General features: G+C 52.4%; 25 protein-coding genes. 6 read left to right on the forward strand and 19 right to left on the reverse strand.

What is annotated here, in order from left to right; genetic code table 11:
* Nucleotides 1-143: 143 nt before the first annotated feature.
* From fecE to JTI85_RS10915, 9 genes are all read right to left on the reverse strand, one after another.
* On the reverse strand, nucleotides 144-911 hold the full coding sequence (gene fecE, locus JTI85_RS10875) for a Fe(3+) dicitrate ABC transporter ATP-binding protein FecE (RefSeq protein ID WP_061067837.1): 768 nt from the start codon (nucleotides 909-911) through the stop codon (nucleotides 144-146).
* Nucleotides 912-1,868, reverse strand: coding sequence for a Fe(3+) dicitrate ABC transporter permease subunit FecD (gene fecD / locus JTI85_RS10880; protein ID WP_199975137.1), 957 nt, complete (start codon nucleotides 1,866-1,868; stop codon nucleotides 912-914).
* The gene (fecC, locus tag JTI85_RS10885) at nucleotides 1,865-2,863 is read right to left on the reverse strand and encodes an iron-dicitrate ABC transporter permease FecC (RefSeq protein WP_199946371.1); all 999 of its coding nucleotides are present in this window, start codon (nucleotides 2,861-2,863) and stop codon (nucleotides 1,865-1,867) included. The genes fecD and fecC overlap by 4 nt, the downstream gene beginning before the upstream one ends.
* Nucleotides 2,860-3,762, reverse strand: coding sequence for a Fe(3+) dicitrate ABC transporter substrate-binding protein FecB (locus JTI85_RS10890; RefSeq protein ID WP_219351473.1), 903 nt, complete (start codon nucleotides 3,760-3,762; stop codon nucleotides 2,860-2,862). Before JTI85_RS10890 ends, fecC begins: the two co-directional genes overlap by 4 nt.
* Before the next feature lie 74 nt (nucleotides 3,763-3,836).
* Nucleotides 3,837-6,161 carry a TonB-dependent Fe(3+) dicitrate receptor FecA gene (gene fecA / locus JTI85_RS10895; RefSeq protein WP_219351474.1) on the reverse strand — a complete coding sequence of 775 codons (2,325 nt, stop codon included), beginning with the start codon at nucleotides 6,159-6,161 and terminating at the stop codon, nucleotides 3,837-3,839.
* A gap of 86 nt (nucleotides 6,162-6,247) precedes the next feature.
* Complete coding sequence (gene fecR, locus JTI85_RS10900; RefSeq protein WP_115643445.1) at nucleotides 6,248-7,201, reverse strand: ferric citrate uptake sigma factor regulator FecR; 954 nt, start codon at nucleotides 7,199-7,201, stop codon at nucleotides 6,248-6,250.
* Nucleotides 7,198-7,719: a ferric citrate uptake sigma factor FecI gene (gene fecI, locus JTI85_RS10905; protein ID WP_048211780.1), complete on the reverse strand. Its 522-nt coding sequence runs from the start codon at nucleotides 7,717-7,719 to the stop codon at nucleotides 7,198-7,200. The genes fecR and fecI overlap by 4 nt, the downstream gene beginning before the upstream one ends.
* Nucleotides 7,720-7,949: 230 nt before the next feature.
* Nucleotides 7,950-8,309 (reverse strand): DUF4406 domain-containing protein, encoded by a 360-nt coding sequence (locus JTI85_RS10910; protein ID WP_219351475.1) that lies wholly within the window; start codon nucleotides 8,307-8,309, stop codon nucleotides 7,950-7,952.
* A gap of 10 nt (nucleotides 8,310-8,319) precedes the next feature.
* Nucleotides 8,320-8,904: an NUDIX domain-containing protein gene (locus JTI85_RS10915; RefSeq protein WP_219352578.1), complete on the reverse strand. Its 585-nt coding sequence runs from the start codon at nucleotides 8,902-8,904 to the stop codon at nucleotides 8,320-8,322.
* Nucleotides 8,905-8,991: 87 nt separating this feature from the next.
* Here JTI85_RS10915 and JTI85_RS10920 point away from each other — a divergent pair, with 87 nt between their 5' ends.
* Entirely contained in the window at nucleotides 8,992-9,747 is a 756-nt protein-coding gene (locus JTI85_RS10920; RefSeq protein WP_061067844.1) for a DeoR/GlpR family DNA-binding transcription regulator, read from the forward strand.
* A 352-nt stretch (nucleotides 9,748-10,099) separates the two neighbouring features.
* On the opposite strand, the gene JTI85_RS10925 is transcribed toward JTI85_RS10920, so the two are convergent.
* Complete coding sequence (locus tag JTI85_RS10925; RefSeq protein ID WP_137375958.1) at nucleotides 10,100-10,789, reverse strand: aspartate/glutamate racemase family protein; 690 nt, start codon at nucleotides 10,787-10,789, stop codon at nucleotides 10,100-10,102.
* A 177-nt stretch (nucleotides 10,790-10,966) separates the two neighbouring features.
* On the opposite strand from JTI85_RS10925, the gene JTI85_RS10930 reads away from it, so the two are divergent.
* Nucleotides 10,967-11,857 carry a LysR family transcriptional regulator gene (locus JTI85_RS10930; RefSeq protein ID WP_121584792.1) on the forward strand — a complete coding sequence of 297 codons (891 nt, stop codon included), beginning with the start codon at nucleotides 10,967-10,969 and terminating at the stop codon, nucleotides 11,855-11,857.
* A gap of 179 nt (nucleotides 11,858-12,036) precedes the next feature.
* Here JTI85_RS10930 and JTI85_RS10935 read toward each other — a convergent pair whose 3' ends face one another.
* The 5 genes from JTI85_RS10935 to JTI85_RS10955 all read right to left on the reverse strand — a co-directional run bounded on the left by JTI85_RS10935 (nucleotide 12,037) and on the right by JTI85_RS10955 (nucleotide 17,850).
* The gene (locus tag JTI85_RS10935) at nucleotides 12,037-12,519 is read right to left on the reverse strand and encodes a glutathione peroxidase (RefSeq protein WP_115643440.1); all 483 of its coding nucleotides are present in this window, start codon (nucleotides 12,517-12,519) and stop codon (nucleotides 12,037-12,039) included.
* A gap of 118 nt (nucleotides 12,520-12,637) precedes the next feature.
* Entirely contained in the window at nucleotides 12,638-13,375 is a 738-nt protein-coding gene (locus JTI85_RS10940) for an SDR family oxidoreductase (protein ID WP_219351476.1), read from the reverse strand.
* Nucleotides 13,376-13,577: 202 nt separating this feature from the next.
* On the reverse strand, nucleotides 13,578-14,582 hold the full coding sequence (gene trpS, locus JTI85_RS10945) for a tryptophan--tRNA ligase (protein WP_048211775.1): 1,005 nt from the start codon (nucleotides 14,580-14,582) through the stop codon (nucleotides 13,578-13,580).
* Nucleotides 14,583-14,839: 257 nt separating this feature from the next.
* A complete protein-coding gene (locus tag JTI85_RS10950; RefSeq protein ID WP_219351477.1) occupies nucleotides 14,840-16,624 on the reverse strand; it encodes a diguanylate cyclase in 1,785 nt (594 codons plus the stop codon).
* A gap of 116 nt (nucleotides 16,625-16,740) precedes the next feature.
* A complete protein-coding gene (locus tag JTI85_RS10955; RefSeq protein ID WP_061067851.1) occupies nucleotides 16,741-17,850 on the reverse strand; it encodes an AI-2E family transporter in 1,110 nt (369 codons plus the stop codon).
* Nucleotides 17,851-18,158: 308 nt separating this feature from the next.
* On the opposite strand from JTI85_RS10955, the gene JTI85_RS10960 reads away from it, so the two are divergent.
* Nucleotides 18,159-18,857 (forward strand): RluA family pseudouridine synthase, encoded by a 699-nt coding sequence (locus JTI85_RS10960; protein WP_048211772.1) that lies wholly within the window; start codon nucleotides 18,159-18,161, stop codon nucleotides 18,855-18,857.
* 19 nt (nucleotides 18,858-18,876) lie between these two features.
* Here JTI85_RS10960 and mdtK read toward each other — a convergent pair whose 3' ends face one another.
* Nucleotides 18,877-20,250: a multidrug efflux MATE transporter MdtK gene (gene mdtK, locus JTI85_RS10965; RefSeq protein ID WP_048211771.1), complete on the reverse strand. Its 1,374-nt coding sequence runs from the start codon at nucleotides 20,248-20,250 to the stop codon at nucleotides 18,877-18,879.
* A 217-nt stretch (nucleotides 20,251-20,467) separates the two neighbouring features.
* Between mdtK and JTI85_RS10970 the strand changes: the two genes are divergently transcribed.
* A complete protein-coding gene (locus JTI85_RS10970) occupies nucleotides 20,468-21,115 on the forward strand; it encodes a riboflavin synthase subunit alpha (protein WP_115643435.1) in 648 nt (215 codons plus the stop codon).
* 41 nt (nucleotides 21,116-21,156) lie between these two features.
* Here JTI85_RS10970 and cfa read toward each other — a convergent pair whose 3' ends face one another.
* Both cfa and punC read right to left on the reverse strand, forming a co-directional pair.
* Nucleotides 21,157-22,305 carry a cyclopropane fatty acyl phospholipid synthase gene (cfa, locus tag JTI85_RS10975; RefSeq protein ID WP_061067854.1) on the reverse strand — a complete coding sequence of 383 codons (1,149 nt, stop codon included), beginning with the start codon at nucleotides 22,303-22,305 and terminating at the stop codon, nucleotides 21,157-21,159.
* A 290-nt stretch (nucleotides 22,306-22,595) separates the two neighbouring features.
* The gene (punC, locus tag JTI85_RS10980; protein ID WP_048211768.1) at nucleotides 22,596-23,801 is read right to left on the reverse strand and encodes a purine nucleoside transporter PunC; all 1,206 of its coding nucleotides are present in this window, start codon (nucleotides 23,799-23,801) and stop codon (nucleotides 22,596-22,598) included.
* Between the two features lie 111 nt (nucleotides 23,802-23,912).
* Between punC and punR the strand changes: the two genes are divergently transcribed.
* A complete protein-coding gene (gene punR, locus JTI85_RS10985; protein ID WP_048211767.1) occupies nucleotides 23,913-24,845 on the forward strand; it encodes a DNA-binding transcriptional activator PunR in 933 nt (310 codons plus the stop codon).
* Here the strand turns inward: punR and purR are convergent.
* The gene (gene purR, locus JTI85_RS10990) at nucleotides 24,842-25,867 is read right to left on the reverse strand and encodes an HTH-type transcriptional repressor PurR (protein ID WP_048211766.1); all 1,026 of its coding nucleotides are present in this window, start codon (nucleotides 25,865-25,867) and stop codon (nucleotides 24,842-24,844) included. The two genes, punR and purR, sit on opposite strands and share 4 nt — an antisense overlap.
* 297 nt (nucleotides 25,868-26,164) lie before the next feature.
* On the opposite strand from purR, the gene cydH reads away from it, so the two are divergent.
* The gene (gene cydH, locus JTI85_RS10995) at nucleotides 26,165-26,254 is read left to right on the forward strand and encodes a cytochrome bd-I accessory subunit CydH (protein WP_003029209.1); all 90 of its coding nucleotides are present in this window, start codon (nucleotides 26,165-26,167) and stop codon (nucleotides 26,252-26,254) included.
* Nucleotides 26,255-26,376 lie beyond the last annotated feature (122 nt).

Here is a 26,376-nt window from a genome sequence, read left to right on the forward strand (position 1 = left end):
ACCTGGCACAGAGCGAACATTCTAAAACAAGTTGATGGACGATGAGCATTGCTCATCGCAAGCATTCAGAGCCAGGCAGAAGGACACTGCGGCACAGTTCCCGTTTCGTTTAGCCGAGGTTTACTGCATACGACCTGTACAATCTACCTCACCACACACATTGGTCTGCCAGATATCGGCTCGGGATGGATCTCCGTTTCCACGCTGAATACACTTCTCAGCAATCCAGGATTCATCACTGCTTCGGGTGTGCCTTGTGCCATCACATGTCCGTTGGCCATGACCACCAGATGATCGCAGTATCGGCTGGCCTGATTAAGGTCGTGCAGCACTGCGACTACCGTTTTCCCCTGGGCTCGGAGTGCGCCCATCAACCGCATCAGTTCCACCTGATGATTGATATCGAGATAGGTCGTTGGCTCATCGAGCAGGACAACGGGCGTATCCTGCGCCAGGACCATCGCCAGAAATGCGCGCTGGCGCTGGCCGCCAGAAAGATCGGTTAACCGTCTGTCGGCAAGATGATGGATTTGGGTCTGGCTCATGGCGAGATTGACCCGCGCATTGTCTTGCGCACAAAGACGCCCCCAAAGTGGTAACCACGGGTTGCGGCCGTAGGAAACCAGCTCCTGGACGGTGATCCCCTCTGGCGTTAAATGATGCTGCGGCAGCAGCGCCAGCCGGCGGGCAAGCTGGCGCGATGAGAACGTATTGATGGGATTGTCGTCAAGAAATACGGTGCCGGACTGCGGCATTAACAGCCGTGAAAAACAGTTTAACAGCGTCGATTTCCCACAACCGTTAGGGCCAAGTAGCGCAGTAATCTTGCCCGTAGGCAGTGCGAGTGATACGCCGTCAAGCACCTTGTTTGTCCCGTAACAGACCGTCAGATTTTCAGTTCGTAATGTCATTTATCGCATTCTCACAAGCAGCCAGACAAACCACGGCGCACCGATAATGGCGGTCAGCACGCCAGCCGGAAGCTCCAGCGGGGGATGAATAATTCGCGCCAGCAGGTCGGCCGCCACCAGCAGCAATGCACCCGTCATGGCCGAAACGGGCAGCAGCCAGCGGTGACGCCCACCGGTAATGGTGCGCACCATATGCGGTACCACGAGTCCAATAAAGCTAATCGGGCCGCAGACGGCCACGCCGGTTGACGTCATGGCAACCGCCAGTAGTAAAGCCTGAAACCGTGTACGCGGCACCGACACCCCGAGCGTGGTGGCACGCGCATCGCCCAATGCCAGGAGGTCGAGATCGCGGCAAAAACCCAGGCTCAGCGGCAGAAATAACATCAGCAGCGGGGCGGCAATCTTCACAAAACTCCAGTCACGTCCCCATAAGCTGCCGGTCAGCCACATCAGGGCGCTGTTGACATCCTGTGGGCGCGAAAGCATCAGGTAATCCGTCAGGCTGGCCCAGCAGGCAGAAAGTGCGACACCCGTGAGCGCGAGCTTCATCGGCTGGCTGGTGTTCGCCAGCATTCTCAGCAGAATCAAGCCTGCCATGCCACCGGCGAAGGCCAGCAGCGGCAGGGCAATCACCGGTAGTGACGGCAAGAGCAACAGCGCGCCCACAGAGGCCAGGCTTGCGGCATGATTTACGCCAAGAATATCCGGCGATGCCAGAGGGTTACGCACGATCCCTTGTACCAGAACGCCTGCCACCGCGAGGGCTGCGCCGACCAGCAGCGCCAGCAGCAATCGCGGCAGGCGGTACGCCGTTAACACGTAATGATACTCGCGCCCGGTGTGCCAGTCGGTCAGCAGGGCGCGCCAGGGAACGGCGATCACCCCCATTTGCAGAGACAGAACCGAAAATCCCGTCAATGCGAGGGCGATGAAAATGACTAACGCAATTTTCATCCACGCCTCCTGACCAGCCAGACAAAGCAGGGCGCGCCAATCAGCGCCACTACTGCCCCGGCAGGCAATTCGCCAGGAAAAGCCAGCGCTCGGGCCAGAAGATCTGCCAGCAGCAGCAGCGTAGCGCCCAAAAGCATGCTCATCGGCAAAACCTTGCGCTGATCGAATCCCACCCAGAAGCGAGCCAGATGCGGCATCAGCAGGCCGATAAACGCCACCGGGCCAGCCACGCTGACGCAGGCACCGACCAGAAGCAGCACCAGAATATTGATGATCAAACGTAGCTTTGGCAGATTCACCCCCAGCGTGCGGGCAGTGCTGTCACTGACGTTAAGCAGGTTCAGTTGATTAGCCAGCAGCAACACCACCGGCAGGGCAACCGCCACCATCGGGAAAAGCTGCCAGAACTCCTGCCAGCGTGCGTGGGATACGCCTCCCGCGAGCCAGTATAAAATGCCGTAAGCGTGATCTTCCGTCAGCAGCAGGGTGATGCGGGTCAGGGCCATGCAAAACGCCGAGAACGCGATGCCCGCGAGGATCAATTTGTTTCGGTCCTGGCTGTGGCGAAATCCGCCGCCAGCGGTCATCACCAGCAGCCAGCTTACGCCGCCACCGCAGGCGGCGATAAAGGCGATGGAGTAACCTGCAACGGGCACGGGGCTGAGAGCGCTGGTCAGCGCCATCGCCAGCGCCGCGCCGCTGTTAATACCAAGCAGCGAAGGGGATGCCATTGAATTATGCGTCAGGGTCTGCAGCAGCGTTCCCGCGAGAGCCAGACTCGCGCCGATCAGAATGGCGACCAGGCTTCGCGGCAAACGAAGGTTTTGCACCAGCGCTTGTGCAAGCGTCGGCGTATGGCCCGGCAGCAGAGCGTGAATGGCGTCAACGCCAGAAACAGGAATGGCCGAGTAGCAAAACAGACTCAGCCAGAAGAGAGTGATAAGCGCGGCAAGGGGAAGACCCCACTGCAGCGCTGGATGTCTGAGAACCGTCATTTCACATCGGATAAAGGCTGGTGATGGAAGATTTTTACCGTGTCACTGGCAATGCGTTCGGCCGCGAAAATGCCGCGCATCCGCGCCCAGGTGTTACTGTCGACCGACGCCGTCTGCTGTTTTTGTACCGCAGTTAACATCTGCCACAGCGGGTCCTGCTGCCAGCGTTTGACGATGCTCTCTTCGCGGTAGTGGGCGACCAGCAGCCATGCTGGATTGAGCGCCAGCAACTGCTCCAGGCCGATAGACGGCATAGACGCACCGGATATTGCCGCAGGCACCTTCAGCCCCAGAGAGGTCAGGACGCCCCCGGTCCAGGTCTCCTGCGTGTGCAGGTTGAACTGCTGCTCCCGGGACGTACCAAACAACACCAGCGTGCCTTTTGGCAACTGGCTTGCCCACGCTGACATCTGTTGTTGGTGTTGCGCCAGACGTGACTGCATCTGCGCCTTTTTGCCCACTACTTCGCCGATGATGGCCGCAGATTGCAGATTTTCAGTGTAGGTTTCATTGCGGGACTTAAGCAGCAGCACCGGTGCGATTTGCTGCAAGGCGCTGTAGATACCCGCATGACGGCTGCTGTCGGCTATGATCAGATCCGGTTTCAGCGCGCTGATGGCTTCTAAGCTCGGCTGCGCGCGCGTACCGACAGACTGCCAGGGTTTAAGATGGGCGCGAACTTCTGGAAGAATACGCGTGGCATCGTTATCGTCGGCAATGCCGACCGGACTAACATCGACGGCTGCCAGTGCGTCCGCGAACGACAGTTCCAGCACCACGATCCGCTGTGGTGTTTTATCAAGCGTAAAGGTGCCATGTTCGTCATGAACCGTGGCGGCAAAAGCATGGCCGGTGAGCAGCAGCAGAGCGGCGAATAGGGTGCGTAATGATGTAAACATGTGAGTGGCCTGTGTCGAGTGGCGCGTCGTTTACCCGGCCGACAAAAACAGCGTGCAGGCCGGGTAAACGGGATTTAGAACTTCAACGACCCCTGCATATACAGCGTGCGCGGCTGGCCTGCGTAGATGCCTTTATTGTTGTCGTCGTAGGAGCGGGTGAAATATTCTTGGTCGAAGATATTTTTCACACCGAACGCCAGGTTCAGGTCTGCCATCTGCGGACCGAAGTCATAGGCTACGCGTGCGCCCCAGAGCATGAAACCTGGGATACGGCCAGTGCTGCCGTCGGCGCTCTCTTTGACGGTGTTGGCGTTATCCGCAAACTGGCTGGACTGGAAATCGCTGTTCAGGTTGAAGGTCCAGTTGCCCGGCTTATAGTCCACGCCCAACGTGCCTTTGTGTTTCGGGGAGAACGGCACCTGGTTGCCGTAGGTGTCGCCTTTCTCACGAATCTCGGCGTCCACGTACGCATAGCTTGCGTAGACTGAAACGTTGTCGAGCGTTGGCGTCAGCGTGCCGAGGTCATAGCGGGCCTGGGTTTCCAGCCCGGTATGGCGCGTTTTACCGCGTGCTGTAACGGTGTCGTTGGTCTGGTTGGAGTCGTACTGATTATTAAAGTTAATCAGGAACAACCCCATTTCCGCGGTCAGCGCGCCATCGTCGTATCGGGTGCCGAGCTCCCAGGTTCGCGCTTTTTCCGGTTCCACATTGCCGCTTTGCACAGCCTTGCCAATTTGGCTGTACTGTACGGTGCCGAACGAGCCTTCGGTGTTTGCATAAAGATTCCAGCTGTCAGTCAGGTGATAAAGCACGTTTAGCGCCGGAAGCGGGGCGTTATAGCTCACTTCCTCATGTGTGCCTTTGATGGCGTTGTTCTGGTATGACTCGATATGTTCAAAGCGCATACCCGGAGTGATAGTCCAGTTGCCAATATCGATTTTGTCATCCAGATACCAGGCGTGCGCTTCGGTACCGGAACGTGTGTCACGATCGTAAGGGCTGGCGCTGGTCGGCAGTTGCCCGCTGCTGGTGGCGGTGTAGTAGCGCATTTCATGCGTCGACTCGCTCACATAGCGATATCCCACCCCCACTTCGTGCGCGGAAGGGCCCACCATAAAGCTTTGGCTGTAGCGTGGCTCAATGCCGCGTACCCAATAGTTACGCGGTGAAAGCGTGGTGCGTTTGCCCTGTTCCAGATAGCCGCTGCGCAGGGTTTCGGTGTAGAAGCCCTGAATATTGAATTTATGCTGGCTGTCCGGCTGGAACTGATAGCCAAGGCTTGCCAGCTTGCGACGCCCCCAGAAGCGATCGTTCGGACGCGTAGATTGCCAGCGGTCGGCGTTGTAATCCGCGCGCGACAGGCCCCCGGGCATATCGGCTTCACCGTCGTAGTATTGCAGAAGGCTATTGAAGGTATGCACGTCGTTCGGCGCATATTTGCTTTTCAGCATCAGGTCATCGATGCGCGTCGCGCTGTGCTCGCGCCAGTCGCTGCCGCGCGTGCCGGAGTAAAGCAGGGCGGTGCCAAAACCGTTATCCGCTGTGCCGCCCACCATCAGGTTGTGCGTCTCTTTTGGATTATTTTGTGAGGACGTTGGGCTGAGCTGGCCTTCTATGCCGGCTTCGATCCCGAAGTCTTGCGGAATGGCGCGGGTAACAAAGTTCACCACGCCGCCCACGCTCTGCGGTCCGTAACGCACCGCACCACCGCCGCGCACCACATCGATGGCGTCCATATTTCCGAGCGAAACGGGTGCCAGGGAAAGCTGCGGCTGGCCGTAAGGGGCAAACGGCACCGGAATACCGTCCATCAGCACCGTTGAACGGCTGGCAAGGCGCGGGTTCAGGCCGCGAATACCAAAGTTCATCGCCAGATCGTGGCTACCGGTACCGTTGTTTTCCGGGGCGGTAACGCCAGGAATACGATTCAGCACCTCGCGCATGGTCGTCGCGCCGGTTTTGGCGAAATCCTCACGGCGGATAACGTCACGCGCGCCGGCATGTTCGAATACGTCGTTTTCGCGCGCATCGCCCAGCCAGTCGCCCACAACCGTGAGCGCATCTTCCTGCGGCGCAGGAACGTGTTCGAGCGTCCAGCTGTTATTCCCTAACGGCTTCACCTGCAGGCCACTGCCCAGGAGCAGCTGCTGCAAACCACTCTCAACATCGTAATCGCCGTGCAAACCGTTGCTGTGCTTGCCGCGCGTCAGGCTGGCATCAACAGACAGGGTAATTCCGCTGTGTGCGGCATATTGGTTTAGCGCTTTATCGAGTGAGCCTGGTGCAATATCAACCTGCGCTGCGAAAGCGGATAACGAGAGCCCAGCCAGCGGCAGCAGGCTCAGGCGAATGGCGTTAACCAAAGGTGTTGTTTTGCTAAAAACGCGTAAAGGCGTCATACCTTCTCCATCATCATTTTTGTTGTGTTCAGCTATGAGTCGAATGAGAAGGGGAAAAAGGACAATGAAAATGAGAATTATTTTTCTTACAGTGCCGAAATATTTACCCAGTATCGCGTAACAGTCTGAATTTTAACTGGAAGTGTCTGGGCAATAACATCCAGAATCGCATCGGTATTTTTCAGCGGGAACGTGCCACTCAGGCGCAGCCCGGCCACTGCCGGATCGCAACGCAGCACGCCGTTGCGATAACGGCCCAGTGTGGCAATGACCTCACCCAGCGGTTTATCGCTGAAACTCAGAACACCCTGGGTCCAGGTTGCGCTTTCATCATCCGATGTGGTGATTTCAGCAAATTCAGACGCGCTAAACTGCAGGCTCTCGCCAGCGTTGACGATACGTTTTTCCTGCAGATGATTTGCCAGGCGGACTTCAACAGCGTGCTGCTGTACGGCTACGCGCGTGATGTTATCGTGCTGAAAGACGGTAAATTCTGTGCCTAACGCGGTGAGCTGACCCTGGCGGGTCATCACACGGAAAGGCCTCTGCTGCGCATCTTTTGCGGTGGTAATCGCAATTTCGCCATACCAGAGGTGGACAGCGCGCTGATGCGTATCAAAACGAACATCAGCGGCGCTTTGTGTGTTGAGCGTCAGCAGTGAGCCATCCTCCAGCCGCTGATGGCTGACCACGCCTTTAGCGGTGCGGTAGTCGGCACGTAGACCTTCTCCGGCCTCAGATTGCCAGAGCTGCCAGCCGCTACCCACGCCAAGCAGTAGCAACAACCCTTTCATGACGTGACGACGAGTTAGGCGCGTATCGTGCAGCGCCCGGCTGGCGACATCGCCCGGAACGCTGCTGAGCTGGCTGCGCAGGTTTTCAACCTGTTGCCATGCCCACTGATTGTCCTGGTCCTGTTCATACCATTGTTGCCAGCGAGCTTCCTGCTGTGGGCTGACACGCTCGCCGCTCAATACCGCATACCAGTGTGATGCCGAGCGCAAAGCCTGACGGCGAGAATCGGTGATAGCAGCGTTCACAGGCCGTGCTCCAGACGAAACAGCAGACAATGTTCGATAGCCTTTGCCACATACTTTTTCACCGAGCTGACGGAGACGCCGAGCTTAAGCGCGATCTCGCTGTATTTGAGCCCCTCCAGTTGCGAAAGCAAAAACGCTTCGCGTGTGTTTCCGTTCAGGCCGTCAAGCATGCTGTCGATGAGTTGCAGGGTTTCGAGCTGGCTCTCACGTTCCTCGGGCGAAGGCGCGAGATTTTCCGGCATCAGCGCCAGCATCTCCAGATAGGCTTTTTCCAGCGCGTTTCGGCGAAACAGGTCGACCATTACCCGTTTGGCGATAGTGCACAGGAAGGAACGAGGGTCGCGGACAGTCTTGAGCGAGTCACTGCCCATTACCCGTAAAAATGTGTCCTGGGCAATATCATCAGCATCAAAGGCAGACTGGAGCTTGCGCGTCAGCCAGCTTTTCAGCCAGCCGTGATGTGTGCCATAAAGCGACTCGAACGTGAAGCAAGCGGTAGTAGTGGCGCGGTCAGACATGCGGATTGCATCAAAAGTTAATTATCACGCGGCTACATTAACATGAGAATGGTTATCATTACAATTGGAAATGAAATGAGATAAAAATGACATTTTAAAGGGGTTATGATTTTGGCATTAATAGCATCCCTTATTGCCCGCGCTTGCGCTCCCCATCTTTCCTGAGAGTCATAGATCCCATTGGCGATGGTTTAATTGCCTGCACATTCGCAGGCAATAGCACAATAAAATTACGCCAACGGGATGTCTTCAAGGCGGAAATAAACGGTGAGTCCATGCTTATGTGCGACATCGATGTCCATATCAGCACCTTTAGAAGCGCCTTTAATACGGTAAATCGCATCACATTTGGTGATAAGTCGATGGGCAACAGGGTAGATCATAGATTCGCCGATTTCATCGTCAATAGCCGTAGAACCGGCAGCTTTTGCCAGTGGTAGTGCCAGCCATTCGCCAATTACAGGAATGTGTCCTCTTTGATATACCGCTAACGCTGCATCTTCCAGGCGAGCAAGATTCGCATCGATAAGATTTTGTTTTCCATCCGTACCGCTACGGTAGGGGCCAGCAATGCGAATAAGTTGTTTCACAAAGAGAACCTCATAGAATGTTTTTCAGCGCGATGTGATAAAGCAACATAATGGTTTTGCCATCGACGATAAGACCACTTTCAATTGCGGCAAGTGCGCTTGCAAGCGGCCACTCAAGCACTTCGATATCTTCTCCTTCAGCCGCAATTCCACCACCGGCACTTGTCTTGTCGGCAGCATCATATTCCGCGATGTAAAAATAGAGCTTCTCCGTGACCGAGCCTGGGCTCATGTACGCCTCGAAAACCTTCTGTACGCTGGATACACGAAAACCGGTTTCTTCTTCAACTTCGGCTTTGATCCGTTTTTCAGGAGCCATGTTGTCAAGAAGACCTGCTGCTGTTTCAATGAGATAGCCATCGTGACCATTTATAAATACCGGAAAACGAAACTGACGAGTTAAGATCACTGTTTTCCTGTCACGGTTATAGAGCAGAATCGTGGCTCCGTTGCCGCGATCGTAAACTTCACGACTTTGGCGCTGCCAATCACCGTTTCTTCGTTGAATATCAAAAGTGTATTTTTTTAAACAATACCAGTCATCGGATAATGTTAGGTTATCGACGATGCGTATTTCTGCACGCTTAGGTTGCATGAAGACTCCTTGATCCGTAGAGTTGACATCATAATCAGCATTATCGTGCAAATACAAGTATAAACATGCATAAACAGGAACGGTCATATGCTCGCTCATCAACGTAAACACCTTATTCTTGAACAACTGCAGGTTGAAGGGCAGGTCCAATCGAAAAATCTGAGTGATCGATTTGGCGTTTCAGAAGACACCATTCGACGGGATTTACGTGAGCTTGCCGCAGAAGGGCGATTGCAGCGCGTTCATGGTGGTGCTTTGCCATCGTCTTCAGCTGTTGCGACATTTTCCGAGCGTAAATCATTAAAAACAGATGTGAAAATGAAGATCGCGCGCAAAGGCACTGAACTCATTTCTTCGGGACAAGTTGTTATTGTGGATGGCGGCACGACCACATCAGAGCTGATTGCCTGTCTGCCGGACGATCTGCATATTACCGTGGTGACACACAGTCCCAGCATTGCACTGGGGTTGGTCGATAAACCCGAGGTTGACGTTATTTTGATCGGTGGCCGACTGTACAAGCACTCCATTGTCAGTGTAGGGGCGGCCGCTATTGAAGGCATCGGCAATATTCATGCGGATATTTTCTTCATGGGGGTAACGGGTATTCATCCTGAAGCGGGATTAACCACGGGTGATTATGAAGAAGCGTGCATCAAACGTGCATTTTCCGGCAGAGCGGCGGAAACGGTCGTACTGGTGTCGCCGGAGAAGGTCAACGCTGCGTCATCGTTTGTTATCGGTGAGGTAGGGCTAATCAATACTATCGTGGTTGATAGTGAAACCGATGATAATTGGTTAAGGAGTATTGAAGGAAAGGGCATCACCATTATCAAAGCGTGATTCTCTGTTAATCGAGCATGAGAAATCGCATAAAAAACAGATACAGCCACGCCAGTACACTCTGGCCGTTCAGCAATTGTCGCAGATAGCCCAGCACTGTAAAAATCACGCTTTCCATCGTTTGTTCGTGAGATGGCACATATTTGTAAAGTCGGAGGGAAAGGGCAATGAATAGGGGATCTTTGGTAAGGATCTTACTGACTATGGCATTAGTTGGGGATGGGGTAGGACTAGCGACCGCTTTGAGCGAAGAGCGGAAGTTCGAATTTTTATGAAGGCATTACTTAAATCGTAGCGTGTTAAACAAAGGGGCAGTTCGCCCCCGGTTCTTTCCGAAAATTGATGTAAAACACTACTGAAGAGCTTTAAACAACGCCTCAATATGAATATCAACCGTGTCCAGTGCTTTAACAGGTAACGCTGTACCCGCGAACAAAAGGGGAAGCTCTGTGCATCCCAGAATGATGGCCTCAATGCCTTCATCCTGATACATCCGCTCAATGATCGCGGTAAACGTGTCTCGCGTCTGTGACTTAATAATGCCTCTTTCGAGTTCATCGTGGATTTTTTCTGCGGTGTAATCAACCTCGTCAGCATGCGGGATGACCACCTGGATGCCTGCTTCAGTGAAAGGCCGTTTGAAGAAGTCAGCCTCCATTGTAAATCGTGTTCCCACGAGACCTACTTTTTTCAGGCCCTGAGTCTGAACTTCTGCACAAGTGGACTCGATAATGCTGACAAGAGGAACTGTTGTACACGACTGGAGTTCGTTGAAGACGATGTGTGGTGTGTTACCGGTCAAGGCGACGACTTCAGCCCCAGCGGCCACCAAATTCCCGACAGCCTTGGCCAGGTACCTCGTCAGCGCTTCATAATCTTTCCGTCCACACATGGTCAGGACGTCATATACATTGATACTTTCAATAGTTAGAGACGGGAAGAATGTGTCGCCAATTCTTTTGTTAGCTTCATAAACAAATTTGCGATAGTAGAGCAATGTTGATTCTGGTCCGGTGCCGCCGATTAATCCAAGTTTCTTCATTTTATTACCCTCAATAGCTCCCGTATTAATCAAACGTGACCATTTTGCGATGATCAACAAGCGCTTGAGACTAGCTGGGAGGCTGGTAGCTGTTTAAATGGAGTAAATAAATTAAAAAACATGTAGATTCATTTCAATTGAATAAAATAGAATCCAATTTTCAATTGTGGTGAAAGTATGGATATAGCTGACTTCCGGACCATCATCGCACTGGTAGAAACAGGTACTATTACTGCAGCAGCAAATTTGCTCTGCCGAGTCCCCTCCGCAATAACCACTCGCGTTCAGAACCTGGAGAGCCAGCTCGGAACCACACTGTTTGTAAGGTCTGGCCGTAGGTTTCTTCCGACAAATGAAGGTCAGGTGCTTTATAACAATGCACTGAAGATTATCGAGCTGGTTACCTTAGCAGAACAGCAGATGGTAAAGCCGGTGCCTGGCGGTCGGTTCCGACTGGGGGCGCTCGACAGTATGGCCGCAACAAGGTTGCCTGAGCCGCTGGCGCGTCTCTACCAGCAACATCAATCAGTAAAGGTGGAGCTGGTTACCGGGATAAGCCGCACACTGCTCGATGCAGTGCTTAGTCACGAACTTGATGCAGCCTTCATTGCAGACGCGCCGGCTAATGACAGACTGGAACGCATGGTTGTTTACAAGGAAGAACTGGTTATTATCGCCGCAGCAAATTTCCCGCAGATACGTTCTGCTGCCGATTTAGCTCACACAACGTTGCTGGTATTCAGTGACGGTTGCTCCTATCGCGACCGGCTAACAACCTGGTTCAGAGAGGCTGGGATCAGACCTTACAGGCTGGCAGAAATGTCCTCCTACCATGCCATTCTGGGGGGAGTCAGTTCTGGAATGGGGGCGGGGGTAATACCAACACCAATCCTCGATACGTTTCCGACACAGGAACTCATCACAGTCCATCCCTTTGATTCAGAAAACAGTCAAATAACAACGGAACTGATATGGCGCAAGGGAGAGCTCACGGCTAATACAGGTGCCCTGATTGATATCTTGTCCTCAACGTCGAAATTGCCTGACAGACAGGGTGCTGCAATCTAGTTTGAGATTATGACCGCCTGACGGTGTCTGCAATGTCGAAATCCTTACCGGGTGAAATGACACTTCTGGTCTTTTCTGTCCTGCCAGAGGCTAATGCCCGACTTTGAGCCGTTAACAAAAGCTTAAACTTTCACCTTCCGCTTATGGCACCAGGCAGACATTTCAATTGACAATAATACCTAGATTTCAAGTGCAGCAAGGATGATGGTTTCCATTTTCTCCGGGGTAGTGAACGGCGCAAAACGCTTTAGCGGCTTGCCATCGCGTCCGATCAGGAATTTTGTGAAATTCCATTTTATCCGTCCCCCCAGCATGCCGGGCAACTCGTCTTTTAGATAACGGAATACCGGATGCGTAGCGGCACCGTTAACCTCCACTTTTTCAAACATTGGGAAGCTTACACCGTAGTTGATGTGGCAGGTCTGCGCGATTTCGTCGGCGTCGCCGGGTTCCTGCTTACCAAACTGGTTGCAGGGAAAACCAAGCACCACCAGCCCACGAGATGCGTACTTTTTGTATAGTACTTCCAGACCTGCATATTGTGGCGTGAAGCCACAATGGCTGGCGGTATTTACCACCAGAACCAGCTTGCCAGCATAGTCAGCCATAGGGATACGCTGGCCGTCCAGGCTGGTGGCTGTTAGTTGATAAAAGGTGGTCATAGCGAACTCCTCAGAGCAGGACCTGTCAGACATCGGCATAGCCATACAGCATGGTGCTGCCGGGGCAAGTGAGGAGCGGAGGTGAGTCCGCTCGGTTTAGTGCTGCCAGATTCAGTCCCTAATGCTCCAAATCTTCGCGAGTGGGTCCTTGAAAGTAAAGGGTACTAATATGGCAACTACGCGGTTGAGTCAGCACAAAATGAATTGTTTCCCAGACAGAACGCCCATTCATTAGATGTTCTCCCATTCTGGATTGAGTGTCGACAAGAGGATCTAACCCGGTCAATTCAAAATCCGGTGGGTATAACCCGGTTACCCGTATATTTTCTTTGGATAACTGTTCCGACAGTTTAGTTGTAAAACCACTCATCCCGTGTTTACTGGCAAAAAAAGCGGGATGGGCAATTGAATCCGTAAAATTCGGAATGCCGCATACAGATATAATCGAAACAATGTCAGCACTGTCTGAGCGCCTTAATCCTGGAAGCAATGCCTGTGTTAGTAGAATTGAACCTGTCAGGCCTGAGCTGACGGTATTGTAGATTTCTGAGTCCGGTTGTTCGTCTATAGTCCCTGATAACCACTGAGCAGCATTGAGGATTAGAATGTCGATGGACCTGTCTATATCTAAGAGTTGTGAAGCAAACTGAGAAATAGATTCAGGCTGGGTTAAATCACACAGATACCCTTTTGCAGCACCACCTTCAGCGGCGATGATGCTGCAGGTTTTGTGAATATCCTCAACCCGCCGGGCAGAAAAATCCACGTTGACGCCTTCTCGAGCCAACCAAACGCACAACGCCTGACCAAATCCTCCTCCGCCGCCGGTGATAACGGCTCTTTTACCTTTCAACATAACGATGCTTCCCTTTCGTGATGAGTTTGTGTCGCTGGATATATAGCATGGTGATACGGGGTCACATCTTCCCGTTAGTGCCATTTACGGCGGGATATAAATAGCGGTTTGCATGCGTTATATCGTTCTCAAAATGGGCTCAGCTCAGATTTAAGCAAAATGCACTCCGAAGGGGGGATGCATGATGGGACGTCAATCAAGATTAAAATACCGACAATCCCAATCCTTGTTTTACTTCTCTTAGCGTTTGCTGTGTGATGTCGTAGGCCTGCGCGCTGCCTTTTTTAAGCATCGCCATCAGCATACCTTTATCCTGAATATAGGTTGCCCGACGCTCACGCATGGGCGCGATGAGTTCTTGCAGGCACATCTCCAGCTCATTTTTGCATGCCCGATCACCCAATCCTCCTTGCTGATAATTCACTTTCATTTCTGCGACTTTGGCCTTATCCGGGTGAAAAGCATCCAGATAGGTGAACACGACATTACCCTCAATTTGCCCCGGATCGGACACTTTTAGGTGGTTAGGATCAGTGTACATTGCGCTGACGGCGCGATGGATAGTCTCTTCACTTGCCGACAGGAGCAGCGTATTACCGAGTGATTTCGACATCTTGGCGTTGCCGTCAATACCAGGAAGACGGCTGGTTTCGCTTAACATAGCTTTACAGTGATGCAGAACGGGGGTCGGTAACAGGCTATTCATCTTATGCACGATTTCATTAGTCTGTTCGATCATCGGCAACTGATCGTCGCCGACGGGCACCAGGCTGGCTTTGAACGCCGTAATATCTGCTGCCTGGCTGATGGGGTAAACCAGGAAACCGACCGGAAGCGAACGGGCGAAACCTTTTTGCGCAATTTCATTTTTGACCGTTGGGTTACGCTCGACGCGAGCCACGGTAACGATATTCATATACAGCGCGGTGAGTTCGGCAAGGGCAGGTAGTGCTGATTGTAAACAAAGGGTGGTGAGTGAGGGATCAATACCTGCAGCGAGATAATCGGCCAACACTTCGGGTATGTTATTTTGGATCTTTTGTGGATCGCTGCCGTTATCGGTCAGGCCTTGCAGGTCTGCGACCAGAACAAACTGCTGATAGTCGTGTTGCAGTATCGCGCGTTGGCGCAGGGAACCGACATAGTGGCCAAGATGCAGTGGCCCAGTAGGGCGGTCGCCGGTAAGGATGATGGATTTGTTGTTCATAGAAGACTCCTTAAGCATAAAACCGAAAGGGGTCTCAAAATGCAAATAACCGCCTTTCGGCGGTTATTTAAAAATGGATAAACACATTCTGACCGCCTTTAAGAAGGCTGCCACCAACGCTTGTGGTTAAAACCGTTGCAATCGTGTTTTATATTCATCGGGTCAACATATCACTACCAGGGGTAGAGGTAAAGTAATGCTCTGCCCGCTCGGGGGGATATTTTAGGAAGTACCCGTCTGGGCTTACGCACCGCTTTTTAGCTCGCTTCCAGCATCCCAAAGCTCACTATGCGCGAACGCCCCAGCTCTTTTGCGCGATACAGCGCGACATCCGCGGCACGTAACAGGTTATCGCTCTGGGCGTGCTGCGGGTAGCTGGCGACACCAATAGACACATCAACATGACCGATGTCAGAGACGCCAAAGCTGAGCGTCAACTCGCGTACCCCGTTGTAAATGTCCGTCGCAAAGCGATTGGCCGCTTCTTCATCCATACCGGCAAGCAGAACCAGAAACTCTTCACCACCGTAGCGGAAGGCCATTCCGTGGTCGTGAACAACGCGCTGAATAATTGCTGCGATACTTTTTATCACCCCATCACCTGCCTCATGACCAAATCGGTCGTTGATGTTTTTGAAGTGATCGATGTCGATCATCAGGCAACTGATCGGTTCCTGGTTGTGGACAGCCTGACTCATTTGGGTGCGCAGAGTGTCTTCAAGGTGATGGCGATTACGCAGACCGGTCAGTGGGTCGTAAAGCGCTTTTTCCAGTAATGCATCGCGCAGACGTTGGTTGGCTAATGCCAGTCCAAGTGCCTCGGCCATCAGCTCCAGATAAGCACGGGAAGGGGCGGAATTGTCACTGAGATTCTGGAATGAGAGCAGGCCGATGGCTTCCCCCTGGGCGATCAACGGTACGCACAGGGTATGATCCTGACACGACTCAGGCAGGTGGTAGCAGGCGATATCAGGCTCACCTTGCACGGGAGGATGACTTTGCCCACGGCGCACTGCCCAGCAGTCATCCAGATGGAAAGGGTCTGTTTTGCCTTGCGGCGAAAGCCACTCGGCGGCACAGCGCATGTGCCAGGCTTGCCGATCAAGAATGTAGAGCCGTCCGGCAACGCCAGGGGCAATGTTCGGGGCAAAAAGCTGCGCAACATTGATAACATCGGCAAAGTTTTCGCAGCCCTGTAAACGCTGGGTCATACGAGCCAACAGTTCACGGATCGCCCAGTCGGCGTCCCGCTCTTTCTCCAGCCGCTGCCGCACCAGGCCGTTCTCACGAAAGATGCGAATGGCTTGCGCCATATCGCCAATCTCGTCAATCTGATTAAAGTTAGGCGTTTCTACGGCATAATCCTGCGATGCGAGACGGTGAACCACGTCGCTCAGACGCACAACCGGACGCAGTACGCGGCGTTTCAAAATAAAGCCGAGGACAAACAAAAACAGCAGCGCGGTTAAACCGACCATAACTTCGGAGAGCGTACGCAGTATGCGGGAAGTCCTGGTGGCATCGTCAATGCTGTTACGTACACGGTTATCGAGCAATTGCCGGAAATGATCTATCCGCACCTGCGCCCGTTCCAGTTCCTGTTCATAGGCTTTGCCGTAGAGCAGGGCGATTGCCTGTGACGTTTCTCCGCGGGCCATACTGGCGAGCGCGGCTGCTTGCTCTTCCTGCAGCGCATCGACAATTTGTAATCCTTCATGCAGCAGCGCCAGCTCTTCACCTGTCGCGCCGAAGTCTTTTAATTTTGTTAACCGCAGCTCAATCGCTTTTAGTGATGACGCCTTTTGGCGATAGGCATTCAGTGCGTCTGGATCTTTGGCGATCACGTACTCGCGAGCTAAATCTGACAATGACCAGGCATCGAGCTCCACCTCTTCGGTTAGCTGATCAAATTTATACCGCTGCTCTACCACCTGACGTTCAGTATTGTCTGCTCCGGATGCCATCAGCATAACAACGCCGGAGGCAATGGTCAGGCATACCGTCGCACTGTAGGCCCAGTTGGTGATTGTGGCTATTCGCACTTTTTCGTTCCTTCTGCGACGATTAATGAATAAGCATGATTGAAATTATAGGAAACGTATGATTTTGCGTGAAAACAAAAGGCGACCCGCGGTCGCCCCTTGTTATCGTCATGCCATCATAAATCTGGAGGGTTTTTTCCTTCTTCCATGAAGGCTTCATCGATACCTTCTACGTTGCCCTCATGGTCACGTCCGGAGAACAGATTCCAGCTCGCCAAAAACAGTGCAGCGATTAGCGGGCCAATCACAAAGCCATTGATACCGTAAATCTCCATCCCACCGAGGGTGGTAATCAATATCAGGTAGTCCGGCATTTTGGTGTCTTTTCCTACCAGTAGTGGGCGCAGGATATTGTCCACCAGTCCGACGATAATGACGAAGAATCCGACAATAAACAGCCCTTGCCACAGTTGGTGGGTGGCAAAGAGGAAAATAGCCGCCGGGACCCAGACTATCGCCGAGCCAACCGCTGGCACCAACGAGAGGAATGCCATTAGTGCGCCCCACAAAACGCTGCCGTCGATGTCGACAATGGCGAAAGCAATGCCGCCCAGCGTGCCCTGTACGACAGCGACAACCGCCGTGCCTTTGACTGTCGCCCGCGTGACACCCACGAATTTGGCAAACAAGTGCTGCTTGGCAAAATCAGACAGCGGTAAGGAATCCAGAATCTGACGCACCAGATACGGTCCATCCTTCAACAGGAAAAATAGCAGGTACAGCATGATGCCAAAGCTGATGGCGAAGCCGAAGGTTCCTTTACCAATCAGGAAAGCACTGCCTGCGAGGTACTGTCCGCCCTGCAGCGCAATGTCGGAGAGTTTTTTCTGGATCTGCGCGACATTATCCAGATTGTGTTCTGCGAGGAATCCTCTGGCCCAGTCAGGAAGATAAGAAAGAATAGAACTGACCACTTCCGGAAACTGCGTATCGTTTTGCTGCAACTTGGTGTAAACCACATTCAGTTCGATTGCCAACGACGACAGGATCACCATCAGAGGAATAAAGACAATTAAGCAAATAATACCAATAGTGATTAACGATGCCAGACCGTTACGTTCGCCAAGCGCACTGCGCAGTTTGTTTTTTACCGGATTAAAGATAGTCGTCAGAATTGCGGCCCACAAGATTGCGGAGAAGTAGGGGGACAATACGTCGAAAAACGCCCAGGTCACGAGGGCAAGAATGAAAATGAAGAAACCTTTGGTCAGTCCGTTAAATCGCATTAGTGAATCCTGTAACTGAGAAGCAGTCTCGACTATAGAACTGTTCAGCAGAATTACCAACTGTGGATGTTGATTCCGGCTTAACGCCGCCTTGATGAGCAAACAGTGAACTCAGAGCAAAAAATTGCCACGTGTTCCTGTCTCCGTAAGGGGTGAGCGAATGATCTATCTACTCGCCGAGAAAGGGGGCAACGTGTCTGGAAAGCCAAAAATTCTCCGTCGTTTACTGTCCACCATGAAGCGAGTTGATTCGCCAGCCGGTTGAAAATTCGTTATGATCTATCCCCACTTTTTAGTCTGGTTGTCTGATGTCTACGATTCTCGATACCTTTGTTGCTCCGCCGTGCCATGACGAAATAGAAATCCTTTACCAGGATGAACATCTGCTGCTTATCAATAAACCCAGTGGGTTGCTGAGTCTGTCGGGGAAAAATCCGCAAAATCTTGATTCGGTTCACTATCGTCTGGTACAGATATACCCGGGCTGCACGCTGGTACATCGGCTTGATTTTGGTACTTCGGGTCTGATGGTCGTTGCACGCAATAAAGCGATCAATGCAGCGCTCTGTCAGCAGTTCAGCCAGCGCGCGGTGACTAAGGTGTACAGCGCATTGTTATGTGGACACCTGAAACAGGATGACGGTGTGATTGATGCCGCCATTGTCAAAGATCCAGCACTGTTTCCGTTGATGTCGATTAGTGCTATTAGCGGTAAACCTGCGCGTTCCCGTTTTCGGGTGATTGAGCGCTTCAATCAGCTACTGAAGGATGGACGGTCACTGCCCCTGACACGGGTGCAACTGATGCCGGAGACCGGACGAACCCATCAGCTACGTCTTCACTGTCAGCATTTGGGTCATCCGATCTGGGGCTGCGATCTTTATGGTGGACGCGAGTGGCCTGGCACGGAGCAGACGTCGCGGCTGATGTTACACGCCAGCGAACTGCGCCTGGTACATCCCATCAGCCATGAACAAATCAACGTCTGCCATGCCAGCCCATTTTAACCCAGCGGCTATTATGGTGTTATCGTGCTGCACGTTGCAGAATGACGGCTGACGGCTGGCGTTGCAGAAAACGCATCCGCAGCATCATCAGCACCGCGGCAGAGGTCAGGCCAATAATAAAGCCCATCCAGAAGCCCGCTGGCCCCATGCGGTCGACGACCAGATCGGTGAGCGCAAGAATATATCCACTTGGCAAACCCAGCACCCAGTACGCCGTGAAGGTGATAAAGAAAATGGAACGCGTATCTTTATAACCACGCAGGATCCCGCTGCCAATAACCTGAATGGAGTCCGAAATCTGGTACACGGCAGCCAGCAACATCAGCTGTGCAGCCAGTGTGACAACTTCAGGATTATTGTTGTAGAGCAGGGCGATGTGCTCGCGCAAAGTGACGGTGAAAATGGCGGTCATCATCGCCATACATACGCCGACACCTAAGCCAGTTCTGGCAGCGGTCTGTGCATCCAACGTTGATCCCTGACCCAGGCGGTATCCCACACGAATGGTGACGGCAGCCGCCAAAGACATCGGCAGGACAAACATTAATGAGCTGAAGTTCAGCGCGATCTGGTGTCCGGCCACGTCGACAATCCCCAGCGGGGAGACCAACAGCGCCACCACGGCAAACAGCGTGACTTCAAAAAATAATGCCAGCGCAATTGGCAAACCCAGCTGTACCAGGCGTTTCATCACCGCGGTGTCAGGTTTCTGGAAGCCACGCTCATTACGGATATCACGCATTGATCGGGCGTGTTTTACGTAAGAAAGCATGGCGGCAAACATCACCCAATACACCGCCGCCGTTGCCACACCGCAGCCTACGCCACCCAGTTCTGGCATACCCAAATGGCCATAGATGAAAACATAGTTAACCGGAATGTTCACCAGCAGGCCGAGAAAACCCATTACCATTGCCGGTTTGGTCTTGGCCAGGCCTTCGCACTGATTACGGGCAACCTGGAAGAACAAATATCCGGGCGCACCCCATAGCAGCGCGCGCAGATATCCCACGGCTTTGTCGGCCAGTGCAGGGTCAATGTTATGCATAGAGCGGATAATGTATCCCGCATTCCAAAGCACAATCATAATCAGAACGGATACGATCCCCGCCAGCCAGAAACCCTGACGTATTTGATGAGCAATACGATCGCGGCGCCCGGAACCGTTAAGTTGCGCAATCACTGGTGTCAGAGCCAGCAACAGCCCGTGACCAAACAGAATTGCGGGTAGCCAGATGGACGTACCGATAGCAACGGCTGCCATGTCCGTCGCGCTATATCCGCCGGCCATCACGGTATCGACGAATCCCATTGCGGTTTGAGCGATTTGCGCAAGAATCACCGGAATTGCCAGAGCTAATAACTGACGCGCTTCACTTACATACTTTTGCACGTGTACACCACTATATTGTTGTTATTTGAGAGACTAAAAAAGCCGCCTTATATGGCAGCAAGGAGAAAATGCAGGGGGAATTTCAGTCTATTGTAGCGAGGAATCCGTATTTCTCCAGTGAAAAAATAGGCGGGAGCGGCGCATTGCTGGCAACCTGATTTTCCACCTGCTATTGTGCACAGCAGAGATGTCTTAATTGAGTTCAGGAGTTACAGGTATGTTTACGGGTATTGTGCAGGGCACCGCGAAACTGGTGTCGATTGATGAAAAACCGAATTTTCGCACACATGTAGTGGAGTTACCTGAATACATGTTGGATGGGCTGGAGACCGGCGCATCGGTAGCACACAACGGCTGTTGTCTGACAGTGACCGAAATTAACGGTAACCAGATAAGCTTCGATCTGATGAAAGAGACGCTGCGAATCACCAATCTGGGTGACCTGAAGGTCGGCGATTTGGTCAACGTTGAGCGCGCAGCAAAATTCAGCGATGAAATTGGCGGACATTTAATGTCAGGCCATATTATGACTACCGCCGAGGTATCGAAAATTCTGACCTCAGAAAACAACCGCCAGGTGTGGTTTAAAGTTCAGGATCCGTCGCTGATGAAATATATCCTGTACAAAGGATTTATCGGTATTGACGGTATTAGCCTGACGGTTGGCGAAGTCACACCGACACGCTTTTGCGTGCATTTGATTCCGGAAACCCTGGAACGTACAACGCTGGGCAAGAAAAAACTGGGTGCGCGAGTCAATATCGAAATCGACCCGCAAACACAGGCTGTTGTTGATACGGTTGAACGTGTATTGGCCGCGCGTGAAAGCGCTATGAGCAACGTTACTGGCGAAGCGGGCGTTTAAGTCGGAATAAAAAGCCCCCGGTAGTTCGGGGGCGATGCTGTCTAACGGGGAACGCGGAGCCCGTGTTCAACGCCACGAGAGAACACAACCTGCCACAGCTGGATGTCGCGCGCGCGAAATGCGCCAGCACACGCATTCAGGTAATAACTGAACATCCGTTTAAAGCGTTCACTATAGTTGGCGGCAATTTCTGGCCAGGCGGTTATGAAACGCTCGTGCCAGGCCATCAGGGTAGTATCGTAATCCGCACCAAAGTTATGCCAGTCTTCCATCACGAAATGTGGCTCGCTGGCGTTGGCTATCTGGCGAACTGACGGTAAACAGCCGTTCGGGAAGATATATTTATTGATCCACGGATCAACATTATTGTCGGTTTTTTTAGAGCCGATGGTATGCAGCAAAAAAAGACCGTCTTGCTTTAAATTACGGTCAACAACGTCAAAATAGGTGTTGTAGTTTTTCGGCCCCACATGCTCAAACATACCGACGGAAACGATACGGTCAAACCGGTCATTCAGGTCACGGTAGTCCTGCAGCAAAATCGTGACATCCAGCCCTTCACAGCGCGTCTGCGCCATTTTTTGCTGTTCTGCTGAAATAGTCACGCCAGTCACGCTCACCCCGTATTGTGACGCCATGAACTGGGACAAGCCTCCCCAGCCGCAGCCAATATCGAGAACGCGCATACCTGGTTTCAATTGCAATTTATCGGCAATCATTTTTAGCTTCGCCTGCTGGGCAGATTCCAGGGTATCGGCATCTTTCCAGTAGGCGCAGGAATATTGCATGTAGGGATCAAGCATGCGGCTAAAGAGATCGTTGCCAAGATCGTAGTGTTCTTTGCCAACGACCCACGCACGTTTTTTGGTTTGTAAATTAAACAGACGGGCCGTTGCGATACGTAGCGTATCTCTGAAGTGGCGGGGAAGTTGGCTTTCAAGACCTGCACGCAGGACTTTGCTAAAAAACATATCCAGCCGATCGCATTCCCACCAGCCGTCCATATAACTTTCACCTAAACCCAACGACCCTTCCTGCAACACGCGTTTGAAAAAGTCGGGGTTCTTAACGCGAATATCTGCCGGTGCCGGGCCATTAATAGTAATGCCTGCACGGCTCAATAGCTCATTGGTGATTCGGTACCAGTCATCATCCGGTACGCTGACGTCTTCTATACATGATGAACTCATAGCTTCTCCATCACTGGTCGGTGATCAGAACCTTAAAACAGCGTAGACGCTTTTTTGGGCTTTGTGAGAAATCTCACGGAATTAATCCGCGAATCTATAATCCGACGTAGAACAGAGGAAGGGAGGAACCCTTGCCGAAAAGGCCATCCATGGAAGAACGGGAACCTGCTTGTTCCCGTTACTCTATAAATCTTATCGTTTTATTAACAACCGAAAATCAGTATAGGCCTGAATTTTTGGCTATTCAACCGAAAATTGTTAGCGGGCTAACTAAATGCCCGCAACAATGATTAATGTGACTCACCGTGTGCAACTTGCGCGCTCTCATCCGGCAAGGATGTGTTCTCAGCCTGTGACTGCATTTTGTAACCTAACGCGGCCAGCAACACTGTCGTCAGCATAACGCTGGTGGTCGTGAGCAGCGGCGTGCTGATTAACCACGAAACGACCAGGCTTGCCAGGAAGCATAACCCCAGTTGCAGCGTATTCTGCAACGCAGCGGCGCGCCCTGTTGCCTGAGGGAATGGGCGCAGCGCCTGAGCGACAACGATAGGGTAGATTGCCCCGTTCGCAATGGCCATCACGCAGAATGGGATCAGGATTTCAGCCAACGCAACGTGGTGAATAAAGCCTGTAGCCCAGGTGCCGATAACGCTAATGGCGTACAGGATAAGCAACCATGGCAGAAGCTGGCGACCCTGCCATTTTTGCAGTGCCGCGCGGCAGCCGTAACCCCCGATCAAAAATGCAATAGTTTGCGGGACATAGCTCAGACCAATCACAGCCGGGCTATAGCCCATTTCGCTAAGGATAAATGGTGAACCCGTCAGCCATGCGAAGAAACTTGCAGAACATGCTGCGTAAATCAGTACATTTCCACGGTATGCTTTGGAGCGCAGCAGCGTAGCGAACGTCAGTTTATCCTGGCTGTCGTCGCGCGCTTTTGCCGTTGGTTTTAAGCGCAGGGCCGGCAGCATCAGGATCAGGGTAATCGCAAAAAGGGTAGCAAAAATGGCCTGCCAGGAAAAATGTACCAGGATCCAACTGCCTAATAACGGTGCAAGTGCAGGGGATAATCCAACCAGCGGCATAATGGTGGCAAAAATGCGGTTTACTTTTTGTGAAGGATAATAATCGGTAACCAGCGCCTGCCAGATAACCGAAGCCGCACAGACACCAACGGCCTGAATAAAGCGTAGCACCAGTAAGCCGGTGGCGTTTTCTACCCACAACATGCCCAGGCTGCCCAGCGCGAAGATGGATAAGCCCAGCAGCAAAATAGGTTTGCGACCATAGTGGTCAGAGAGTGGCCCCCACAAAAGTTGTGCGACGGCAAATCCCGCTAAGAACAAGCTAAGGCTGGCACTCACGGCAGAGGCGGGCGTCTGTAAATCGGACTGAATAGCCGCAAAGGCGGGCAAATACATATCCGTTGCCAGAAAACCCAGCACGCTAAGACCTGCCAGCCAGACTAAAAACCCTTTTCCCGGTTGCATTATCGTTTCTCTTTTTAGCAATAGAACATTGCCGCTGAGTGTAGTGAGTGTAATTCTCGCTGTGAAACGCTAATATTTGCTTACTGATTTCAAATTTTTTGCAGGCAGAATATGTGGTCGGAATATTCACTTGAGGTGGTTGATGCGGTGGCGCGTAACGGTAGCTTTAGTTCTGCTGCTCAGGAGTTGCACCGCGTACCTTCGGCGGTAAGCTACACAGTGCGTCAACTGGAAGAGTGGCTGGCTGTGCCACTTTTTGAACGTCGTCATCGGGACGTGGAATTAACGCCTGCTGGCGCGTGGTTTTTAAAAGAAGGCCGATCTGTTATCAAAAAAATGCAGATCACCCGTCAGCAATGTCAGCAAATTGCCAACGGCTGGCGCGGGCAGTTGGCGATTGCAGTCGATAACATTGTCCGCCCGGATCGTACCCGCCAGATGATCGTGGATTTCTACCGCCATTTCGATGATGTGGAACTTCTGGTCTTTCAGGAGGTGTTTAACGGCGTCTGGGACGCGCTTTCAGATGGTCGGGTGGAGTTAGCTATCGGAGCAACGCAGGCCATTCCGGTAGGGGGGCGCTATACGTTCCGGGATATGGGAATGCTGAGCTGGAGTTGTGTGGTGGCCAGTCATCATCCGTTGGCGGCAATGCCGGGACCGCTCAGTGACGATACGTTGCGCAACTGGCCATCGCTGGTACGCGAAGACACGTCCCGTACGCTGCCAAAGCGTATTACCTGGCTACTGGACAACCAAAAACGCGTCGTGGTGCCTGACTGGGAATCATCGGCCACCTGCTTGTCAGCCGGACTCTGTGTCGGGATGGTACCGACGCATTTTGCCAAACCGTGGATCGATAGCGGAAAATGGGTGGCGTTACAGCTGGAAAATCCGTTCCCGGATGCCGCATGCTGTCTGACATGGCAACAGAACGATACGTCGCCGGCATTGAGCTGGCTGCTGGACTATTTAGGGGATAGCGAAACGCTGAACAAGGAGTGGCTGCGGGAGCCGGATGAGGCTCCCGCACAACAGTCTTAACGACGGTAATCGCGGAACGGGCCGTCGGCCACGGAGCGACGCTCTACCAGGCGTGGGTGTACCTCGATGGACTGCGATTCTTCACGTTTATTCACGATTCGGTCTAACAGCATGTTGAAGGCCGTTTCACCAAGTGAATCTTTTGGCTGATGGATGGTTGTCAGCGCAGGGGTGAAGTAACGGGCGTTGCGCACGTTGTCGTAACCGATAACTGAGATATCCTGCGGCACGCGCAGTCCCATCTCATCTGCGGCACACAGCGCACCCATCGCCATAATATCGCCACCACAGAATACGGCGGTTGGGCGATGTGACTGGGAGATGATTTGCTGCATAGCACGGTAGCCGGATTCAGGCTCAAAATCACCCTGGACAATCCAGTTGTCAGGCACTTTAATCAGCGCTTCTTCCATCGCTTTCATGAAGCCAGCCAGGCGGCCTGCGCCGGTATTACGCTCCATAGGTCCTGGGATCACGCCGATCTCACGATGACCGCGTTCAATCAGATACCGGCCTGCCATGTAACCGCCTTCGAAAGCGTTATCAATGACGGTATCGGTAAAGTCGGCTTTTGCTTCGCCCCAGTCCATAACCACCATGGGAATATGGCGATACTCTTCGAGCATGGAAAGCAGTGATTCCGGATATTCTGAACACATTACCAGCAAGCCATCTACGCGCTTTTGCGCCATCATAGACAGATAAGCCTGCTGTTTTTCGAGACTGTTCCAGGCGTTGCCCAAAATCAGGGTGTAGCCTTTCTGGAAACAATTTTTCTCAACGGCCTCGATAATTTCGGCGAAATAGGCCGCTTCGCTGCTGGTTGCCAACAAACCGATCGATTTGGTGTGATTCACCTTCAGGCTACGTGCAACTGCGCTAGGGGAGTAGTGCAGCTCTTTGATCGCTGCCCAGACAGCGTTGCGCGTTTCTTCAGCGACAAAGCGCGTTTTGTTAATTACGTGTGATACGGTTGTAGTGGAAACGTTTGCTCGCTTCGCTACATCTTTAATAGTTGCCATTACATCTCACTCCAGACCATATCCTAATCTCCTGAGAATACTCCAGGTAAACGTTTGCCTTCACACACCCTCAACGCAACGTCAGGGTTGCGGCACGCCGGGAAAACGACACGGAACGTCAGGAAGGGGTCAATGGCCGGTACGCTAATCAAGTAAGCGTGGAATTTTGTCTGATCTTAACGAAAAGGGGAAGAGTTAAAAGCAGTTATCAATATAAATCCTGAGAGATTTTTGCTTTCAAGTGTGTAAAAATGCGCAATATCACTTTTTGTGTGGGAATAAAAAGGAGAAAACTTGATGAGCACCGATCTGAAATTTTCGTTAGTAACGACCATAATTGTTCTGGGCCTGATTGTCGCGGGTGGCCTGACTGCAGCACTGCACTGATTTCCCCCGAGGGAGTTCGCTCTCCCTCATCCTTTCTGCTTGCCTTTTCCGTCCTATTTTTTGCAAATAAGCAAAAGTCTTTTGCAGTTTTGTTAACTTTATTAATTTTGCGATCAATGTCA

The organism is Citrobacter sp. Colony219 (assembly GCF_019382635.1).
Classification (GTDB): Bacteria; Pseudomonadota; Gammaproteobacteria; order Enterobacterales; family Enterobacteriaceae; genus Citrobacter; species Citrobacter youngae.

Excerpts from the sequence above, each read along its gene's own strand:
- fecA (WP_219351474.1), bottom strand. The coding sequence starts at position 6,161 with ATGACGCCTTTACGCGTTTTTAGCAAAACAACACCTTTGGTTAACGCC.
- purR (WP_048211766.1), bottom strand. The coding sequence starts at position 25,867 with ATGGCAACTATTAAAGATGTAGCGAAGCGAGCAAACGTTTCCACTACA.
- JTI85_RS10970 (WP_115643435.1), top strand. The coding sequence starts at position 20,468 with ATGTTTACGGGTATTGTGCAGGGCACCGCGAAACTGGTGTCGATTGAT.
- punC (WP_048211768.1), bottom strand. The coding sequence starts at position 23,801 with ATGCAACCGGGAAAAGGGTTTTTAGTCTGGCTGGCAGGTCTTAGCGTG.
- JTI85_RS10935 (WP_115643440.1), bottom strand. The coding sequence starts at position 12,519 with ATGACCACCTTTTATCAACTAACAGCCACCAGCCTGGACGGCCAGCGT.
- fecC (WP_199946371.1), bottom strand. The coding sequence starts at position 2,863 with ATGACGGTTCTCAGACATCCAGCGCTGCAGTGGGGTCTTCCCCTTGCC.
- trpS (WP_048211775.1), bottom strand. The coding sequence starts at position 14,582 with ATGAACAACAAATCCATCATCCTTACCGGCGACCGCCCTACTGGGCCA.
- JTI85_RS10920 (WP_061067844.1), top strand. The coding sequence starts at position 8,992 with ATGCTCGCTCATCAACGTAAACACCTTATTCTTGAACAACTGCAGGTT.
- JTI85_RS10960 (WP_048211772.1), top strand. The coding sequence starts at position 18,159 with ATGTCTACGATTCTCGATACCTTTGTTGCTCCGCCGTGCCATGACGAA.
- punR (WP_048211767.1), top strand. The coding sequence starts at position 23,913 with ATGTGGTCGGAATATTCACTTGAGGTGGTTGATGCGGTGGCGCGTAAC.
- cydH (WP_003029209.1), top strand. The coding sequence starts at position 26,165 with ATGAGCACCGATCTGAAATTTTCGTTAGTAACGACCATAATTGTTCTG.
- JTI85_RS10940 (WP_219351476.1), bottom strand. The coding sequence starts at position 13,375 with ATGTTGAAAGGTAAAAGAGCCGTTATCACCGGCGGCGGAGGAGGATTT.
- JTI85_RS10925 (WP_137375958.1), bottom strand. The coding sequence starts at position 10,789 with ATGAAGAAACTTGGATTAATCGGCGGCACCGGACCAGAATCAACATTG.
- cfa (WP_061067854.1), bottom strand. The coding sequence starts at position 22,305 with ATGAGTTCATCATGTATAGAAGACGTCAGCGTACCGGATGATGACTGG.
- JTI85_RS10915 (WP_219352578.1), bottom strand. The coding sequence starts at position 8,904 with ATGCAACCTAAGCGTGCAGAAATACGCATCGTCGATAACCTAACATTA.
- JTI85_RS10955 (WP_061067851.1), bottom strand. The coding sequence starts at position 17,850 with ATGCGATTTAACGGACTGACCAAAGGTTTCTTCATTTTCATTCTTGCC.
- JTI85_RS10930 (WP_121584792.1), top strand. The coding sequence starts at position 10,967 with ATGGATATAGCTGACTTCCGGACCATCATCGCACTGGTAGAAACAGGT.
- fecE (WP_061067837.1), bottom strand. The coding sequence starts at position 911 with ATGACATTACGAACTGAAAATCTGACGGTCTGTTACGGGACAAACAAG.
- JTI85_RS10890 (WP_219351473.1), bottom strand. The coding sequence starts at position 3,762 with ATGTTTACATCATTACGCACCCTATTCGCCGCTCTGCTGCTGCTCACC.
- fecD (WP_199975137.1), bottom strand. The coding sequence starts at position 1,868 with ATGAAAATTGCGTTAGTCATTTTCATCGCCCTCGCATTGACGGGATTT.
- fecI (WP_048211780.1), bottom strand. The coding sequence starts at position 7,719 with ATGTCTGACCGCGCCACTACTACCGCTTGCTTCACGTTCGAGTCGCTT.